Raw genomic sequence first — 17,837 nt, forward strand, 5'->3', positions numbered from 1 at the left:
GGGAAGCGGGACCCGGCGCGCATCGCCGGGGACTGGGCGGCCGGGTCCCGGGCCGGGTGAGCGGACCGGGGCCCGGTGCGGATCAGCGGCGGTGGAGGCGGACCGTGACGATCTGGAACGGGCGCAGGGTCAGGGGGACCGCGCCCGCCCGGGTGGGGGCGCCGACCGCAGTGCCCGACAGGGGGCGTTCCAGGAGGTCGCTCTCGACCGCAGCCGAGAGCGGGAAGTCCGCCGTCAGGACGGCCGTCGCCCGGCCCCCGAGGGACTCGTAGAGGCGGACGACCACGTCGCCGCTGCGGTCCTCGGCCAGTTTGACCGCCTCGATCACCACCGCGTCGTTGTCCAGTGTGAGCAGCGGGGCGACCGGGCCCGCCCCGGACACCACCCGCTCCGGCAGGTTGAGCGCATGGCCCTCGCGCACCGCGTCCCCGATCTCCGCCCCCGGCGCGAGCGAGAACCTCAGGGTGTGGGCGCCCTGATCGGTCTCCGGGTCCGGGTAGCGCGGAGCCCGCAGGAGGGAGAGGCGGACCGTGGTGGTCTGGCCGCCGTCCGGCCGCACGTCGCGGGTCACGTCGTGGCCGTACGTGGAGTCGTTGAGGACCGCGGCGCCCCACCCCGGCTCCGCCACGCGGATCCACCGGTGCGCACAGATCTCGAACTTGGCCGCCTCCCACGAGGTGTTCGTGTGGGTGGCCCGGTACACGTGCCCGAACTGGGTCTCCGAGGCGGACCGTTCGGCCTTCACGTCCAGCGGGAACGCGGCCTTGAGGAACTTCTCCGTCTCGTGCCAGTCCACCTCCGTGACCATGTCCACCGTCTTGGCCCCGGCCCGCAGGGTGATCGACTGGACCGCCTCCGAGCGGCCGAAGGAGCGGGATACCCGGACCGTGACCGCCTCCGGCCCTGCCTCCACCACCTCCAGCGCGTCCAGCGCCACCAGGTCGGTCACGCTGTTGCGGTAGAACGCGTCGATGTCCCACGCGTCCCACATGTTCGGGAAGTCGGGGTGGATCTGGAGCAGGTTCGCGGCCTGCCCCGGAGCCACCGCCTCCCGCCTCTCCTCCAGGTCGTACGCCGACACGATCAGTCCGCGGCCGTCGATCTCCACCAACAGCCGCCCGTTGGCGAGGACATGGCCGCCGCCGTGCCGCTCCTCCACGGTGACGGGCTGCCCCGCCGCCTCCGGCAGACCGGCGCCGCCCGCGGGGATGCCGCGCCGGGCGTGCGGGGCGCAGTTGAAGACGAGCTCCGCCGTGCCGTTCCCCGCCAGGGCCAGCTGCGCCGCCAGGGTGATCCCGCGCAGTTCCTCGCGTACAGCCGCGTACGTGGCGCGCGCCTCCCGGTGCACCCAGGCGATGGACGATCCGGGCAGGATGTCGTGGAACTGGTGGAGCAGCACGGTCTTCCAGATCCGCTCCAGGTCCTCGTACGGATACCCGTACCCCGGCACCCGCACCGCGGCGGTGGCCGCCCACAACTCGGCCTCGCGCAACAGCGATTCGCTGCGCCGGTTGCCCTGCTTGGTCTTGGCCTGCGAGGTGTAGGTGCCGCGGTGCAGCTCCAGGTACAGCTCGCCGGCCCACACGGGCGCGTCCGCGTACTCGGCGTGCGCCTTCTCGAAGAAGGCGTCCGGCCGCTCGATCTCCACGCGCGGGGAGCCTTCGAGGTCGCGCTGCCGCCTGGCCCGGGCCAGGTGCTCACGGGTGGGGCCGCCGCCGCCGTCGCCCCAGCCGAAGGGGGCCAGGGAGCGTGAACCACGCCCCTTCTCCCGGTAGTTGCCGGCGGCGTGGGCCAGCTGGGCACCGCCGAGGTCGCTGTTGTACGTGTCGACGGGCGGGAAGTGGGTGAAGACGCGGGTGCCGTCGATGCCCTCCCACCAGAAGGTGTGGTGCGGGAACTTGTTCACCTGCGACCAGGAGATCTTCTGCGTCAGGAACCACTTCGAACCGGAGAGCTTGACGATCTGCGGCATCGCGGCCGTGTACCCGAAGGAGTCGGGCAGCCAGACGATGCGGGTCTCGATGCCGAACTCGTCCAGGAAGAACTTCTTCCCGTACAGGAACTGGCGGGCCATCGCCTCGCCGCCGACCATGTTGGTGTCGGACTCCACCCACATGCCGCCGACCGGCACGAACTGCCCGTCCGCGATCTTCTTCTTGACCCGCTCGAAGAGCTCGGGCCGCTGGGTCTTGATCCAGTCGAGCTGCTGCGCCTGCGACATGGCGAAGACGAACTCGGGGTGCCCGTCCATCAGGTTGACCATGTTGGACGCGGTGCGCGAGACCTTGCGGACCGTCTCGCGCAGCGGCCACAGCCAGGCGGAGTCGATGTGGGCGTGGCCGACCGCGCTGATCCGGTGCGCGGAGGCGTTGGCCGGAGCCGCGAGCACCCCGGCGAGCCGGGCGCGGGCGGCGGCCGCCGTCCCGGGGACGTCCCCCAGGTCCACCGCGTCGAGGGCGGCATCGACGGCGCGCAGGATCTCGTACCGCCGGGCGTCGGCCTCGCCGAGCTGCATCATCAGGTCGTAGAGGACCTCCAGGTCCTGGACGAGTTCCCAGACCTCGGTCTCGAAGACGGCGAGGTCCATCCGGGCGAGCCGGTAGAGGGGCTGCTCGCCGCTGGTCTGCCGGTCGCCCTCGTACGTCACCGAGTGGTCGACGAGGACGGGGTTGGAGGCGGCCTCGACGTACCACTCGACCTGCTCGCCGCCGGCCGCGGAGTCGGCGAGGCGCACCCAGTCGTTGTAGGGGTTGAGGGCCTTGACCTCGCTCCCGTCGGCCCGGTGGACGAGTCCCTCGCACTGGAAGCCGGGCATCATCCGGTCGAAGCCGAGGTCGAGGACGGCCTCGACCGTACGGCCCGCCCAGTCGGCCGGGACGCAGCCGGTGACCTTGAACCAGGTGGTGCCCCAGGCCGGGCCCCACGTTTCACCGATCGAGCAGGGCCCGTACGGGGCCGCCAGACCCTCGGCGACCGGCACGGGCTCGCCCGGGGCCTCCCAGCGCCCGATCTCCAGCGGGACCGCACGGGAGTGGACGGCGGGCTTGATGCGCTCCTTGAGGACCCGGCGCAAGCGGTGTTCGGTGATGCTGCGGTCGTCGTGCATGACGGCTGCTCCAAAGGAGGGAGGGGTCGTGTGACGGCAGGTCGGTCGCGTGACGGCAGGAATCAGGTCTTGACGGCTCCCTCGCCCACTCCCTTGAAGAAGAAACGCTGGAGGGCGAAGAAGAGCAGCATCATCGGCAGGAGCGCCGCCATCGCGCCGGCGGCGATGATCCGCTGGTCGTTGGTGGTGCTGGCACCGGCCAGGGTCTTCAGGCCGAGCTGGAGCGTGTAGTGGTCGCTGTTGGTGAGGACCAGGAGGGGCCAGAGGAAGTCGTCCCAGGCGCCCATGAAGCTGGTGATGCAGACGACGGCCAGGGCCCCCTTCGCGGCGGGGAGGAAGAGCCGGGTGAACCGGGTCCACTCGTTGGCGCCGTCCAGGACGGCGGACTCCTCCAGCTCCTTGGGCACGGCGAGGAACGCCGAGCGCATGACCATGATGTTGAGGACGGAGACGGCGCCGGGCAGCCACACGCCGACGAGGGTGTCGACCAGGCCCATCTCGCGGACGGTCAGGAACATCGAGATCATCACGGACTCGAAGGGGAACATGAGCGTGGCCACCAGCACCGTGAAGACGCTCTTGCGGCCCTTCCACCCGGCCCGGGAGAGGGCGTACCCGCCCATGGCGGCGAACAGCACGTTCGAGGTGATGGCGAGGGCGGCCACCACGAGGGTGTTGCCGACGTACTGGAGCAGCGGGAACGAGTGGGCGACGAGGACGTAGTTGTCGAGGGTGGGCTGCGAGGGCAGCACCCCGTCGTACACGTTCTCGGTACGGCCGCGGATCGAGGTCAGGAACTGCCAGACGATCGGGCCGAGCATCACGACGAGCATCAGGACCAGCGTGGCGTACCGGGCGGCGAGCCCGAGCCGCCGGCGCCTGCGGTCGGCGCCGGTGCGTGCCGGGGCGCTCAACTCTCGTCCCCCTTCGACAGGCGGCGGCCCAGCAGACTGAAGACCAGGGTCAGCAGGAAGAGCAGGATCGAGATGGCGGAGGCGTAGCCCGTCTCTCCGGAGAACCCGAGGCCGACCTGCCGGATGAGGAACGGCAGGGTACGGGCGCCTCCTCCGGGGCCGCCGCTCTCGCCGCCCAGGATGTAGATCTCGGTGAAGACGCGCAGCGCGGAGATGGCCGACAGGGTGGCGACCAGCAGCATCATCGGCTTCACCTGCGGGACGGTGATGCTGAAGAACCGGCGGACGGGGCCGGCCCCGTCGAGTGCGGCCGCTTCGTGAAGCGACGGCGACACGTTCCCGAGGGCGGCGAGGTAGAACACCATGTAGTAGCCGAGGCCCTTCCACACGGTCACGATCATCGCGGAGACGAGCAGCATGGTGCTGTCCGTCAGGAACGGGATCGGCTCCGAGACGATGCTGAGATTGCGGAACACGGTGTTGACGAGCCCGTCGCTGCGCAGCACCCACTGCCAGATCAGGCCGACGACCACGGCCGAGGCGATCACCGGGGTGTAGAAGGCGGAGCGGAAGAGCCCGATGCCGGGGATCTTCGCCTGGACGAGGACCGCCAGCGCGAGCGGCAGCAGGACCAGGCAGGGTACGACGACGACCAGGTACAGCACGCTGTTGCCGGTGGCGGTCCAGAAGTCGGGGTCGGCGAACGCGCGGGTGTAGTTGTCGAAGCCGACGAAGGTGCCGCCCCGCAGGATCTGGGCGTCGGTGAAGGAGAGGATGACGGTGTTGACGAACGGCCAGAGGCTGAACAGCGCCACCATCAGCAGGCCGGGGGCGAGGAAGAGGTAGGGGGTCCACCAGGTGCGGTGGACCAGCCCGGTCTCCACTTCCATGGCCGCGAGGGCCTTGCGGCGCGCCCTGGCGGTGCGCGTCATTTCTGCGCCGACTTGGCGAGCAGCTGGTTCGCCTCCTCCTGGGCCTTGCGCACGGCCGTCTTCGGGTCCTGCTCGCCCTGGATCGCTTTCTGCACCTCTCGGACGACCGCGTCACCGACCTGGTTCGTCCACTGGACCGGGGTGTTGGCGTCGAGGGCGGCGCTCTTCAGCTGCTCGGCGCCGACCGCGCGGGCGACCGTCTCGGCGTCCTTGCCGTCGCCCCGGTCCGCGAAGCGCGGATCGGCGAGGCCCTGGGCGTTGGACGGGTAGATGGTCGCGTTCTTGGAGAACTCCACCTGGTTGGGGCCGTTGGTCACCCACTTGGCGAACTCGCTCGCCGCATCGAGGTGTTCGGTGTCCTTCCTGATGCCGAGCGACTGGGCGTAGATGCCGATGTGGCCGAGCTTGCCCGTGACGGCCCCCGCGACCTGCGTGCCGGCGTAGACCTGCGGGGCGTTCTGCTTGATGTCCTTGACGAAGCCCGGGGAGCCGGGGCCGAAGACGAGCTTGCCGCCGCCGTAGAGCTGGTTGATGTCGTCGGACTTGAGGAGGGACTCCTTGGGCATGGCGCCCTTGGCGTACAGGTCCTTCATCCGCTCGACCCACTCGACCGCCTTGGGCGTGTCGAACACGAACCCGTCCTGCTTCTCGTTCAGGATCGGCACGCCCATCTTCTGCCAGTCCCCGGGCAGCCGGCCCTTGGGGTCGGCCATGAAGGCGGAGTACCGGCCGCCCGACGCGGCGGCGATCTTGTCGGCGTAGTCGAAGAACTGCTCGACGCTCGTGGGCGGTTGTGCGGGGTCCAGTCCGGACCTCTCGAAGAGGTCCTTGTTGTACGTGAGGATCTCCGGGGTCACGTACCAGGGATACGCGTACACGCCGTCGCCCTTCCCCGGGAGTTTGAACTGCTCCCACGCCCCGGGGACGTACTCCTTGGCGACCTCGGGGTCGAGCTTGGCGACGTCGGCGAGCAGGCCGCGGTCGCCGAGGAGCTGGAAGGAGTCGGTGGAGAGGTTGACCACGTCGGGAAGGGCCCCGGCCTGGGCGTCCGCGACGAGCTTCTCGTTGTAGCCGTCGCCGGGCACGTCCTCCCATCTGACCTTGACCTCGGGGTACTTCTTCTCGAAGGCGTCGATGACGCCCTGGACGTACGCCGTGAACTTGGGCTTCAGCTGGAGGGTGCGGAAGGCGATCTCGCCGGCCACCTTGCCGCTCTTCTTCGCCTCCGGCACATCTGCGGCCCCTCCGCTCACGCCGCAGCCGCAGACCGAGAGGAGCGCGCCGGCCACGAGCGTGGCGATGGCTGTACGGGTCGCGTTCGAACGGGTCATCGTCGCCACCTTCAGGGGGAGTTCCGGCCTCACTGCCGGAGCGCGCAGCCCACGCTGACCCCACATCGCGATCGCGTCAATGCGGCCAATGTCCCGATGGGCGGGTACCCGTAGGTCCGCAATCGTGCCGGCGACCCGGCAGGCAGACGGAAGTCACGAAGTCAACACCCCAACGGCCTGGGCTAATGCGCTTTAGTCATTAACCGGCCCAGGGCGATATCGATTCGATAACGAACCTGCTCCGACGTCAGATGTTGACTTCTTATCGGCGGTTCGAGAGACGGCGCACTAATGCGGTTTACCAACGGGCTCGCCAAAATCGGAGCGCCACCGGGCCCCGGCGGCGGCTCCGGTGGCGGCTCCGGTGGCGTCGTTCCCCCTACTTCATCCGGTACTCGACCTTTTCGGCGAGTTTTCCGTCCTTGAAGCAGAAGCGGAACACGGTCTCTTCGCCGCCCTTGCTCTCTGCGGCCGATATGTACCAGGAGCAGACGGCGCCCTCGGGTTCGGCCGGGCCGCCGGACTTCAGGGCGCCCTTGATGAAGCTCTCGCCGGACGGCATCTTGGCGCGGACCGCGTCCTCCGGGTCGCCGACGTTCACCGACTGGTAGACGCCGGGTTCGAGCATCGTCCTGCCGGCGGCGTCGACGACCTTCCCGACGCCGAAGACGAGTGCCGCAACGGCCGCGAGGCCGAGCACCAGCACCACTCCGCAGCCGATCAGACAGCCCTTGCGCTGTGCCACGTCCGTTCCTCCGTACCTTGCCGGTCTTCTTGACACCCAGACCTTCGCAAGCCACGGGGACCGTGCGCTGTCCTCCAAAGTCTTCGGCGTTCACAACGATCGTCGTTCGAGGTCGGCCCCGTCACCCGTGTATGCCCCCCGGCCCGCCGGCCAGCCGGCTCCCCGGCCGTCACTCCGCGGGGGCCGTCAGGTCCCCGGGGTCGGTGTTGGCGCCGCACAGGACGACGGCCACCCGCTCGCCCATCGCCTCCGGCGCGTTCCGTACGGCCGCCAGGGCCGTGGCCGCGCCCGCCTCCACCACGATCCGGTGCTCCTCCCACAGCGCGCGCCGGGCCCCGGTGATCGCCGCGTCCGGGACCAGGACGGACCGTACGTTCTTCTCCTGCGCGGCGGCCAGCGCAGCAGCCGAGACCCGGGTGGCGCCCAGGGAGTCCGCGGCGACCGAGTCCACGGCGACGTCGACGAGACGGCCCGCCTCCAACGCCGCGTTCAGGGCCCGGCAGTTCTCCGGCTCGGCCGCGATCACCCGTACGCCGTGCTCGCGCGCCGCGGCCGCGACCCCCGCGAACAGCCCGCCGCCGCCCACCGCGACGACCACGGTGTCGAGCCCGGGCAGCCCGGCCCGGATCTCGTCCAGCAGGGTCCCCGCGCCCGCCGCGATCAGCGGGTGGTCGTACGCGTGGCTGCTCAGGGCGCCACTGGCAGCCGCGAACTCCTCGCACGCGGCCAGCGCTTCGGCGTACCGGTCGCCGTGGAACCGCACCTCGGCCCCGTAGCCGCGCAGCCGCTCCACCTTCACGCGGGGCGCGTTGGCGGGCAGGAACACCGTCGCGGGGACGGACTGCGCGCGGGCCGCCCAGGCGCAGGCGAGGCCCGCGTTGCCGCCGGAGGCAATGGTGACGCCCGCGTCCGGGAGGGTGCCGGCCTCGCGGTGGGCGGCCAGGAAGTTGCGGGCGCCGCGGGCCTTGAAGGACCCGGTGTGCTGGAGGTACTCCAGCGCGTACCAGAGGCCCTCGGTGGCGGGTACGACGCCGACCGGCCGGACCGACCCGGCTATCCGGTCGGCGGCGGCGCGTACGGCGGCGTAGTCGAGCTGCTGTTGCATGACGGGGGTCCCCTTCAGACGGCGGCGGGCCGGTTGGCCTCGATCAGCTGGCGCAGGGCGCCGTAGTACACCTCGTGGTCGGTCAGGGCGGGCAGTACGTCGGCCAGCCCGCCCGAGAGCACGGGGAACCGCTCCGGATCCAGCGCTGCCAGGGCCGCCCGCGATGCGGCCGTGGCTCCGGCCGGATCCCGGTGGTCCACGAAGGCGGCGCTGCCGAGGGTGAGCAGGTACATGCGGCGGTAGGCGGTCATCGCCTCGGCGGCGGTCATCCCGGCGGCCACACTGTCGGCGAGCGCGGGCTCGACCAGCCGGGCCAGCAGCCGGCGGCCGAGCCAGGGGCGGCCGCCGCGGAGCACGAGCAGCCCGGGGTGCGCGACGAGCAGCCGGTACAGGGCGGTGAAGCGCGCCTCGGCGGCCTCGGCCCAGCCCGTCCCGGCCGGGATCTCGGGCAGCTGCCCGGCGAGGTGCTCGGTGCACAGGTCGAGCAGTCCGGCGAGGTCGGTGCACCGGCGCTGGACGGTGGCGTGCGACACCTCGAGCCGGTCGGCCAGGGCACGGAAGCTCAGCGCGTCCGGCCCCTCCTCGTCGAGGAGGCGCAGGGCGGCGACGGCGATCGCCTCGGGTGTCGCGCGGTCCAGGGCGGCTGATCTCCTCGGCATGAGATACATCGTATCAGACGGTGGAACATACAGCGTATCGCCGCCACCCCTCCCCGATCGTGTGACGTCGACTACGGCCATATTGCTGGTCATTGAGCCATAACCATCGACTTATGTTGACAGCGGGTAGTCGCACCGCTGCACTGAGCGCACTGCAGCCCACCTCAAGGAGTCTCCGTGCCGCCTCGCCTGCGTGCGTCGCTCCCCTGCCTGACCGCGGCCGCCCTGCTCGCCCTCTGCCTCGCCCCCGCCCCCGCGGCGGCCGAGCCCTACGCGACCTCGGACAGCCCGCTCGCACTCACCCCGCCCATGGGCTGGAACAACTGGGCGCACTACATGTGCGACATCGACGAGGCCAAGGTGGTCGCGAACGCCGACGCACTCGTGTCCAGCGGCCTCGCCGCCAAGGGCTACGACACGGTGACCGTCGACGACTGCTGGATGACCAGGAGCAGGGACGCGGACGGCAGCCTGGTCGTCGACACGCAGAAGTTCCCGCACGGCATGGCCTGGCTCGGCGAGTACCTGCACGCCAAGGGGCTCAAGTTCGGCATCTACGAGGACGCCGGCTCCCTCACCTGCGAGCGCTACCCCGGCAGCGGCTCCCCCGACGGCGGCGGCCCGGACCACTACGCCCAGGACGCCCGGCAGTTCGCGTCGTGGAAGGTCGACTACGTCAAGATGGACGGCTGCAACCTGTGGGTGCCGCCCGGGAAGACCAAGGAGCAGGCGTACCGCGACGCGTACAACGCCGTCGCCGAAGGACTGCGCGCGAGCGGCCGGGACATGGTGCTCTCGGCTTCCGCCCCCGCCTACTTCCAGCAGGGCGAATGGGGCGGCTCCGACTGGCACAAGGTCCTCGGCTGGGTCGGCGAGACCGGCCAGCTGTGGCGCGAGGGCAAGGACATCAAGGTCTACAACGCGGCCGCTCCGGCAACCTCCCGGTGGAGCTCGGTGCTGGGCAACTACGGATACAACCGCTGGCTCGGCCGGTACGCGAGCCCCGGGAACTGGAACGACCCCGACTTCCTGCTCGCGGGAGCCCCCGGGCTCACCGAGGCCGAGAGCCGCAGCCAGGTGGGCCTGTGGGCGATGATGGCGGCCCCGTTCATCCTGTCCTCCGACGTCTCGAAGCTCACCCCGGCCGGGCTGGCCGCCCTGGGCAACACCGACCTGATCGCACTCGACCAGGACCCCATGGGCCGCCAGGGTGCGGTGCTCTCCGCCAACGCCACCTTCGAGGTGCTCGCCCGGCCGCTGGCGAACGGCGACCGCGCCGTCGCCGTGCTCAACCGGTCCGGCAGCACCCGGGACATCTCCGTACCGCTCTCCGACATCGGCCTGTACTCCTGCACGGTCGACGCCAAGGACCTGTGGAGCGGCAGGACCACCGAGGTCTCGACCTCGCTGACCGGGACGCTGGCCGCGCACGACACCGCGGTCTGGCGGCTCACCCCGCACGACGGCTGCGCAGCCGCCGCGCCCACCGGGCAGATCACCGGTGACGGCGCCAAGTGCGCCGACGGGGCCAACACCAGCGGAGTCGGCGCGGTGGTCCTGGCTCCGTGCACCGCGGGCGCCGACCAGCGCTGGGTGCTCGGGCCGGAGGCGAGCGTGCGCCTGACCGGCAAGTGCCTGTCGGCGGGCGAGGAAGGCCTGGTCGAACTGGCCGGCTGCGCGCCCGGGGAGCCGGGCCAGCGCTGGACGCAACGCCGGGACGGAGCCCTCGTCGAGGACGTGAGCGGGATGTGCCTGACGGCTCCCGCCGCGGCCGCCACCCCGGACGCCCCGGCCGAGCGGCTGCGGCTGACCGACTGCGGCGACCACCGGGTCGACCAGGCCTGGTCCCTGCCGGTCTGACGACCCGTCGGGGCTGCCGTCCGGGGACCCACCCGGTCGGCTGCCCCGACCACCCACCGGGCCGCCGGCCCACGCCGCGGCACGCAGCACGACCGGACCCACGGGACCCGGCACGGGACGGAGCCCGGATCAGACCCGGACCAGACCACGGATCGGTGACTCATCGGATGACCAACTCCCCGCCCCGGCACCGGCGGCGCGCACAGCTGCGCCGTCGAGTCGCCCTCGCCACCCTGGTGGCCCTGCTCGGCGCCGGCTCCCCCGCACTGGCCGGGACGGCCGACGTGGCCGGCGTACGAGGCCGCGCGCCGGTACCGGACGGCCTGACCGGTGCGTCGGCCCCCGTACCGGACCATGCGCGCGGGGCTTCGGCACACCGAGGCTCCCCCGGCGCGCCGAAGCCCCGGCCCTTCGACGCGGGGCCCGCGCGGGCCGCGCTGGAACGGCTGCTGCCGCGCCACGCCGGCCAGTTCACCCTCGTGCCCGATCCGGCCGGCGGAGCCGACACGTTCACCGTGTCCGGGCCGGCCGGCGCGATCACCGTACGCGGGTCCACCGGCGCCACCCTGCTGACCGGCGTCGGCTGGTACCTCCAGCACGTCGCCGGGGCCGACATCGGCTGGCCCGGCGACAGCATCGGCATGCTGCCGGCGCGGCTGCCCGCCGTGCCCGCGCCGGTCACCCGCAGCGCCCTCGTCCCGCACCGGTACGCCCTCAACGACACCGACGACGGCTACTCCGGCGCGTACCGCACCTTCGAGCAGCACCAGCGGCAGATCGACCTGCTCGCCCTGCACGGCATCAACGAGGTGTTCGTCCAGGCCGGCGCCGAGTACCCCTACTACCGGGCGCTCCAGGACTTCGGCTACTCCGCCGCCGAGCTGCGCGAGTGGATCCCCGCCCCCGGCCACCAGAGCTGGTGGCTGCTGCAGAACCTGTCCGGTTTCGGCGGCCCGGTCTCCGAGCGGCTGATGCAGGAGCGTGCCGAGCTCGGCGGGAAGATCGCCGAGCAGCTGCGCGGGCTCGGCATGACCCCGGTCCTGCCCGGCTACTTCGGCACGGTGCCGCCGGGGTTCGCCGCCCGCAACCCGGGCGCGACGACGGTGGCCCAGGGCGACTGGGCCGGCTTCGACCGGCCAGACTGGCTGGACCCGTCCTCGCCGGTGTTCGCGAAGCTGGCCGCCGCGTACTACGCGGAGCAGCGTGCCGTGTTCGGGGACAGCACGATGTACCGGATGAGCCCGCTGCACGAGGGCGGGAAGACGGGCGGGGTCGACGTGAAGGCGGCGGCCGGCGCCGTCCAGTCGGCGCTGCACGCCGCGCACCCGGACGCGATGTGGGCGGTGCTGGGCTGGCAGGACAGCCCGAAGGCGGAGCTGCTCGCCGGGGTGGACACCTCGAAGCTGCTGATCCTCGACGGGCTGTCCGACCGGTACAACCGCCTGGACCGCGAGGCCCGCTGGGGCGGCGCCCCGTACGCGATGGGCACGATCTACAACTTCGGCGGCCACACCACGATCGGCGCCAACTCCTCGGTGTGGATCGAGCGGTTCGGCCCCTGGCGGGCCAAGCCGAACAGCGCGCTGAAGGGCATCGCCTACCTGCCGGAGGCCACCGGCACCAACCCGGCCGCCTTCGACCTGTTCACGGACCTCGCCTGGGAGCCCGGGGCGATCGACCAGCGCACGTGGTTCGCCGATTTCGCGGGCCGCCGGTACGGGCGGCCCGACAAGGCGGCCGCGGCCGCCTGGGAGGAGCTGCGTACGGGTCCGTACAGCACGTCCTCGGGCCTGTGGTCGGAGTCCCAGGACAGCCTGTTCACCGCCCGGCCCGGCCTGAGCGCGGTGGGGGCGGCGTACTGGAGCCCCAAGTCGATGCGCTACCCGGCCGATTCGGTCCGCCGGGCCCTGGACCACCTGCTCGAGGTGGATCCGAAGCTGCGGGGCTCGAGCGCCTACCGCTTCGACCTGGTGGACACCGCCCGGCAGGCCCTCGCCAACCACTCTCGGGTACTGCTGCCGAAGATCAAGGCAGCCTACGAGGACAAGGACCTGACCCGGTTCCGCGAGCTGACCCGCCAATGGGCCGAGGGAGAGCGGCAGCTGGATGCGGTCACCGGCTCCGATCCGAACTTCCTGCTCGGCAACTGGCTGTCCGCGGCCCGCTCCTGGGGCGCTGACGAGGCCGAGCAGGACCGGTACGAGTACGACGCCCGCTCGATCCTGAGCGTGTGGGGCCGGCGCAGCACCAGCGAGGGCGGTTTCCTGCACGATTACGCGAACCGCGAATGGAACGGGCTGATCGGGGAGTTGTACGCGCCCCGCTGGGCGGCCTACTTCGAGACGCTCGAGGAGTCGCTGGTCCGGCGGGCGGTGCCGCGGGAGATCGACTGGCACGCGTACGAGGAGGACTGGGCCCGGCGCACCACCCGCCACCCGAGCGGGGCGAACGGCCCGAGCGGGGATCCGCACACCCTGGCCACGGCCGTCTCGGCCGCCCTGAAGTCCTGGGAGGGGGCCGCCCGGTGACCGGCTACACCACCCGGCTCGGTGACGGTCGGATCATGCGCTGATCATCACCCGCCCGTGGGAATCCCGGTACTCGTGCGAGGGAGAAATCCTCCTGCGGTTCGACGCACGGGACGGGCACTCGGTTGACTGGCCCGGAACGATCAGGGGCGGCCGTCGGAGCATCCGGCGGCCGCCCCTTCCGACGCCGTGACGGCCCGACGCCAGCAGGAGTGCACCGCGCATGTCCCAGACCGGACACGAACGGCCCGGACAGACCGGGCATCCCGCACAGCCCGGGCGGCCCGCTCAGCCGGCGGAGCCGTCAGCGCCCGGACCGGAGAACCCCGCGCCCGGCACCCCGCCCGTGACCCTCGAGCTGCTGACGCTCCTCGCCGCCGGGGTCGCCGATCTGGCCCTCGACCAGTTACGGCAGTCCGCCGAGCGGGCCCAGGACGTACTGCGCCGGGCCGACCTGCGGGACCTGCTCACCGACGGGGTCGTGGAGCTGCGCAAGCGCGGCGAGCTGGCCACCCGCCGGTCGGGCGCGGGAGCGGAGAACCACCTGGAGACCATGGCCCGGCGGGCCGCCGAGCGGGTCGCCGGCGAGGGCCACCCCCGTGCATGACCACACCGGCTTCAAGGAGCGCATCGACGAGGTGCTGGTCCGGCTGGCCGACGAAGAGGAGCAGGCGCTGCTCGGGCTGCACGTCGAGCTCTTCCCGCTGTCCGAGCAGTTGCGCCGCTCGCTGGCGAGCGGCAAGCGGATCCGGGCCGCGTACCTGTACTGGGGGTGGCGGGCGGCGGGACAGCCCGACTGCGAGGGCGTGATCCGGGCCGCGGCCGCGATGGAGCTCGTCCACGCGGCGGCCTGCACCCACGACGACATCATCGACGACAGCCTGATGCGGCACGGCCGGCTCACCGCGCACGCCGCCTTCGCCGCCGCGGGACAGCGCTCCACCGCCCTCGCGATGATCCTCGGCGACCTGCTGATGGGATACGCCGCACACGTCTTCAGCTCCTGCGGGCTGCCCGGCGCCTATCTGGCCCGGACCGTGCCGCTCTGGTCCACGCTGCTGCGCGAGACGATGGCGGGCGAGTTCCTCGAGGTGCTGCGCACCCGGGCGCAGCCGGCCCGGGAGCCGCAGGTGGCGGAGTCGCTGGAGGTGGCCCGCTTCAAGACGGCCAAGTACACCGTCGAGCGGCCGCTGCACCTGGGCGCCACCCTCGGCGGGGGCTCCCGCGCCCTGCTGGACGCCTTCTCCGCGTACGGGCTGCCGCTCGGCGAGGCCTTCCAGCTGCGCGACGACCTGCTGGGCACCTTCGGCGACCCGGCCAGGACCGGCAAGTCGAACGTCGACGACCTGCGGGACGGCAAACCGACCGCGCTGCTCGCCCTGACCCTCGCGGCGGCCGGAGCCGACGACCGGCGGCTGCTCGCCAAGCTGGTCGGCCGGCCCGATCTCGGCGAGGAAGAGGCGGCTTCCGTACGTGAGTTGATGGACCGCTGCGGGGCCCGCCGACAGGTCGAGGACATGATCCGGGAGCGCATCGCCCGGGCCGCCGCCGCCCTGGACGCCGTACCGATGCCCGCGGAGGCGCGGTCCGCGCTGTGCGAGCTGGCCGGTACCGCCGCCGAGCGCTCGCTGTAGCGCTCGCTGTAGCGCTCGCTGTAGCGCGCGCTCCCGAACCGACCAGAAGGACCAGTGAAGTGACCACCCCCAACACCGCCTCACCGTGGCCCCGTTACGACGACGCCGCCCTCGACGCCCTGTCCGTGCAGGGCGATCCGCTTGCCGACGAGACCGTCGCCGCCCTGTTCCACCGGGGCGAGGTGGGCGACTTCAACACGCTCATGCGGTTCTTCACCACTGCCGGGGACCCGCTCCCCGAGCGGCTCCCGGCCTCCGCGCGCGCCTATTTCGAGGCCACCGCCGTGCCCCCGGCGTGGGTCGACTGGGACGTCATGGAACAGGCCCGGCTGTTCTTCATGGACAACGCCGCCCACATCAACACCGGCCTGTCCTTCGCCGCGATGCCCGTCAGCTACGCCGTCCCCCGGATGGCCCGGCTGCTCTCCTCGACGCACTCGCTCGCGTACCCCTCCCGGCGGATGGCCAACACCGGCCAGTTCGTCACGTACCTCATGCGGACCGACTCCTTCGCGGAGGGCAGCAAGTTCATCCCGGCCGCGCAGAAGGTCCGGCTGCTGCACGCGGCGGTGCGCCACCACCTGCGCCACGGCGGCCACTGGGACGTCGAGCGGGACGGCCTGCCGATCTGCCAGGAGGACATGATCGCCGGGCATACGTTCTTCTCGCTGCTGGTGCTCGACGCCATGCACCGGCTCGGCATCCACATGAGCGAGGAGGGCGCGGAGGCGTACCACTACGCCTGGCGGGTCGTGGCCGCGCTGCTGGGCTGCGACATGTCTGCCGTACCGGAGAACCTCGCCGAGGCCCGCGCGTACTGCGACCTCTACCTCCTGCGCCATCTGGGCCCCTCCCCCGAGGGCGCCGCCCTGAACGCGCAGCTGCTGCGGCTGTACGAGGACGTGGTCCCCGGCACGCTCTTCGACCCCATGGTCCCGGCCACCGTCCGCTACCTGGTCGGCGACACCATCGGCGACTGGCTGGAGGTCCCGCGCAGCCCCTGGGACTCGGCGGCCAAGGCCGTCCCGGTGTTCCTGGGGCTGCTGGAGAGCATCGAGGACAGCAGCCCCTTCGCGGAATGGGCGCTCGACAAGGCGGGCTCGCTGCTCGCCGGTTTCGAGCTGTCCGCGCTGACCCGGGGCCGGGTCATGCACCACGCCATCCCGGCGGAGCTGAAGGCGGAGTACGGGGTGAAGGCGCCGCGCACCGGGCGCTGGGTGCCGCCGGCGCCGGTGCACTGACCCGAACGGGGCCGAACGGGCGCGGCCGGGCGCAGGACCGCCCGGGTCGGAGTGACACTGGAACCGGCGGGCGGGGCCCCTCCCGTACCGGCACCCGGCACCCGGTGTCCGGCACCCGGCATCCGGCTTCGCGGCGGACGGTGACTGCGCATGACCCGTGTGAAGGCAGACCTGGGGCGGCGCCGCCGCATCCTGGGCGGGGCCGTCTGCGGGCTGGTCGCCGCCTGCGCGGGACTGGCCGTGACGGAGCTGGCTTCGGCGGCCGTCCGGCCGGAGGCCTCGCCGGTCACCGCGGTCGGCGGAGCCGTCGTCGACCGTACGCCGGTCGGCGTCAAGGAATGGGCGATCCGGGAGTTCGGCACCTCCGACAAACTGCTGCTGGCCCTCGGGATCGTCGTCGTGCTGGGTGCGGTCGCCGCCCTGGCCGGGGTGCTCGCCGTACGGCACCTGCCCGCCGGTATCGCGCTCGCCGGCTGTTTCGGGCTGGTCGGCGCGGTGGCCGCGCTCAGCCGGCCGGAGGCGACCTGGCGCGATGCGCTGCCGTCGCTGGTGGGCGGACTGGCCGCCGCCGGGGTGCTGTTGCTGCTGGTCCGCGCGCTGACCAGACCCCGTCCGGTGGGCGCGCCGCCGGGCGGGGCCTGGTCGATGGACCGGCGCGGTTTCGGCCGGCTGGTCGCCGCGGCCCTCGTGGCCTCGGCCGGGATCGGGTACGCGGGACGCCGGCTCGGCGCGTACGGCTCGGCGGGGGCCACGGCGTCCCGGGCGGACCTGGTCCTGCCGAAGCCGGCCGTGCCCGCGCCGCCCGTCCCGCCGGGCGCGGACCTGCGGGTGCCCGGGATCTCCCGGTTCATCACACCCAACCGGGACTTCTACCGGGTGGACACCGCCTTGGTCGTCCCCCGGGTGGACGCGGACACCTGGCGGCTGCGCATCCACGGGGACGGCGTCTCCACCCCGCTCGAATTCGGGCTGCGGGAGCTGCTGGCCCGCCCCCTCGTCGAGCACGACATCACCCTGTGCTGCGTGTCGAACGAGGTCGGGGGCCCGTACGCGGGCAATGCCCGCTGGCTCGGCGCACGCCTGGCCGACCTGCTGCGCGAGGCGGGGGTGCGGCCGCCCTCGCAGGGCGGCCCGGCCGACCAGCTGGTGGCGCGGTCGGTGGACGGGATGACGATCGGCACGCCCGTCGAGACGGTCATGGACGGCCGGGACGCGCTGCTCGCCGTCGGGATGAACGGCGAGCCGCTGCCCTTCGCGCACGGCTTCCCGGTACGGATGGTCGTACCGGGCCTGTACGGGTACGTCTCAGCGTGCAAGTGGCTGCGCGACCTGGAGCTGACGACGTTCGCGGCGTACGACGCGTACTGGGTGCGCCGGTCCTGGGCGCAGCAGGCCCCGGTCAAGACGCAGTCCCGGATCGACACCCCGCGCCCGTCCGCCGAGCCGGAGGAGGGGCGGGTGGCGGTGGCCGGGGTGGCGTGGGCGCAGCACCGCGGGATCTCGCGGGTCGAGGTACGGGTGGACGCGGGCCCGTGGCAGGAGGCCCGGCTGGGGGCGGCGGACGGCAAGGACACCTGGCGGCAGTGGGTGTGGGTGTGGGAGGCGACGCCCGGCCGGCACACGCTGGAGGTCCGCTGCACGGACGGAACGGGCGCCGTCCAGACGGGCGTGCGCGCAGGGACCGTTCCCGACGGGGCGACCGGGTGGCACTCGGTGTCGGTGCGTGTCCGGCCGGGGCCGGGGAGGAAGGCATGATGCGGACATCCCGGGAAACGACATCCC

The 17,837-nt window shown here is 72.4% G+C and carries 13 protein-coding genes; 6 read left to right on the forward strand and 7 right to left on the reverse strand.

The window, feature by feature from the left end; translation table 11 throughout:
• Window positions 1–82 precede the first annotated feature (82 nt).
• The 7 genes from AB5J51_RS08580 to AB5J51_RS08610 form a co-directional block, all read right to left on the reverse strand.
• On the reverse strand, window positions 83–3,106 hold the full coding sequence (locus AB5J51_RS08580) for an alpha-mannosidase (protein ID WP_369777351.1): 3,024 nt from the start codon (window positions 3,104–3,106) through the stop codon (window positions 83–85).
• A gap of 62 nt (window positions 3,107–3,168) precedes the next feature.
• The gene (locus AB5J51_RS08585) at window positions 3,169–4,020 is read right to left on the reverse strand and encodes a carbohydrate ABC transporter permease (protein WP_369777352.1); all 852 of its coding nucleotides are present in this window, start codon (window positions 4,018–4,020) and stop codon (window positions 3,169–3,171) included.
• On the reverse strand, window positions 4,017–4,952 hold the full coding sequence (locus AB5J51_RS08590) for a carbohydrate ABC transporter permease (RefSeq protein ID WP_369777353.1): 936 nt from the start codon (window positions 4,950–4,952) through the stop codon (window positions 4,017–4,019). The genes AB5J51_RS08585 and AB5J51_RS08590 overlap by 4 nt, the downstream gene beginning before the upstream one ends.
• The gene (locus AB5J51_RS08595; RefSeq protein WP_369777354.1) at window positions 4,949–6,283 is read right to left on the reverse strand and encodes a sugar ABC transporter substrate-binding protein; all 1,335 of its coding nucleotides are present in this window, start codon (window positions 6,281–6,283) and stop codon (window positions 4,949–4,951) included. The genes AB5J51_RS08590 and AB5J51_RS08595 overlap by 4 nt, the downstream gene beginning before the upstream one ends.
• A gap of 379 nt (window positions 6,284–6,662) precedes the next feature.
• Window positions 6,663–7,028, reverse strand: coding sequence for a hypothetical protein (locus AB5J51_RS08600; protein WP_369777355.1), 366 nt, complete (start codon window positions 7,026–7,028; stop codon window positions 6,663–6,665).
• 169 nt (window positions 7,029–7,197) lie between these two features.
• Window positions 7,198–8,133, reverse strand: a complete 936-nt coding sequence (locus AB5J51_RS08605; RefSeq protein ID WP_369777356.1) for a serine/threonine dehydratase — start codon at window positions 8,131–8,133, stop codon at window positions 7,198–7,200.
• A 14-nt stretch (window positions 8,134–8,147) separates the two neighbouring features.
• Window positions 8,148–8,792 carry a TetR/AcrR family transcriptional regulator gene (locus tag AB5J51_RS08610; RefSeq protein WP_053788726.1) on the reverse strand — a complete coding sequence of 215 codons (645 nt, stop codon included), beginning with the start codon at window positions 8,790–8,792 and terminating at the stop codon, window positions 8,148–8,150.
• Between the two features lie 177 nt (window positions 8,793–8,969).
• On the opposite strand from AB5J51_RS08610, the gene AB5J51_RS08615 reads away from it, so the two are divergent.
• The 6 genes from AB5J51_RS08615 to AB5J51_RS08640 all read left to right on the forward strand — a co-directional run bounded on the left by AB5J51_RS08615 (window position 8,970) and on the right by AB5J51_RS08640 (window position 17,810).
• Window positions 8,970–10,652: a ricin-type beta-trefoil lectin domain protein gene (locus tag AB5J51_RS08615; protein ID WP_369777357.1), complete on the forward strand. Its 1,683-nt coding sequence runs from the start codon at window positions 8,970–8,972 to the stop codon at window positions 10,650–10,652.
• A 167-nt stretch (window positions 10,653–10,819) separates the two neighbouring features.
• A complete protein-coding gene (locus AB5J51_RS08620) occupies window positions 10,820–13,180 on the forward strand; it encodes an alpha-N-acetylglucosaminidase TIM-barrel domain-containing protein (RefSeq protein WP_369777358.1) in 2,361 nt (786 codons plus the stop codon).
• Between the two features lie 223 nt (window positions 13,181–13,403).
• The gene (locus AB5J51_RS08625; RefSeq protein WP_234382512.1) at window positions 13,404–13,787 is read left to right on the forward strand and encodes a hypothetical protein; all 384 of its coding nucleotides are present in this window, start codon (window positions 13,404–13,406) and stop codon (window positions 13,785–13,787) included.
• Window positions 13,780–14,814 (forward strand): polyprenyl synthetase family protein, encoded by a 1,035-nt coding sequence (locus AB5J51_RS08630; protein ID WP_136225154.1) that lies wholly within the window; start codon window positions 13,780–13,782, stop codon window positions 14,812–14,814. The genes AB5J51_RS08625 and AB5J51_RS08630 overlap by 8 nt, the downstream gene beginning before the upstream one ends.
• 59 nt (window positions 14,815–14,873) lie before the next feature.
• Window positions 14,874–16,055 carry an oxygenase MpaB family protein gene (locus AB5J51_RS08635; RefSeq protein ID WP_369777359.1) on the forward strand — a complete coding sequence of 394 codons (1,182 nt, stop codon included), beginning with the start codon at window positions 14,874–14,876 and terminating at the stop codon, window positions 16,053–16,055.
• Window positions 16,056–16,205: 150 nt separating this feature from the next.
• Window positions 16,206–17,810, forward strand: coding sequence for a molybdopterin-dependent oxidoreductase (locus AB5J51_RS08640; protein ID WP_369777360.1), 1,605 nt, complete (start codon window positions 16,206–16,208; stop codon window positions 17,808–17,810).
• Window positions 17,811–17,837: the final 27 nt, after the last annotated feature.

The organism is Streptomyces sp. R33 (assembly GCF_041200175.1).
Taxonomy (GTDB): Bacteria; Actinomycetota; Actinomycetes; order Streptomycetales; family Streptomycetaceae; genus Streptomyces; species Streptomyces katrae_B.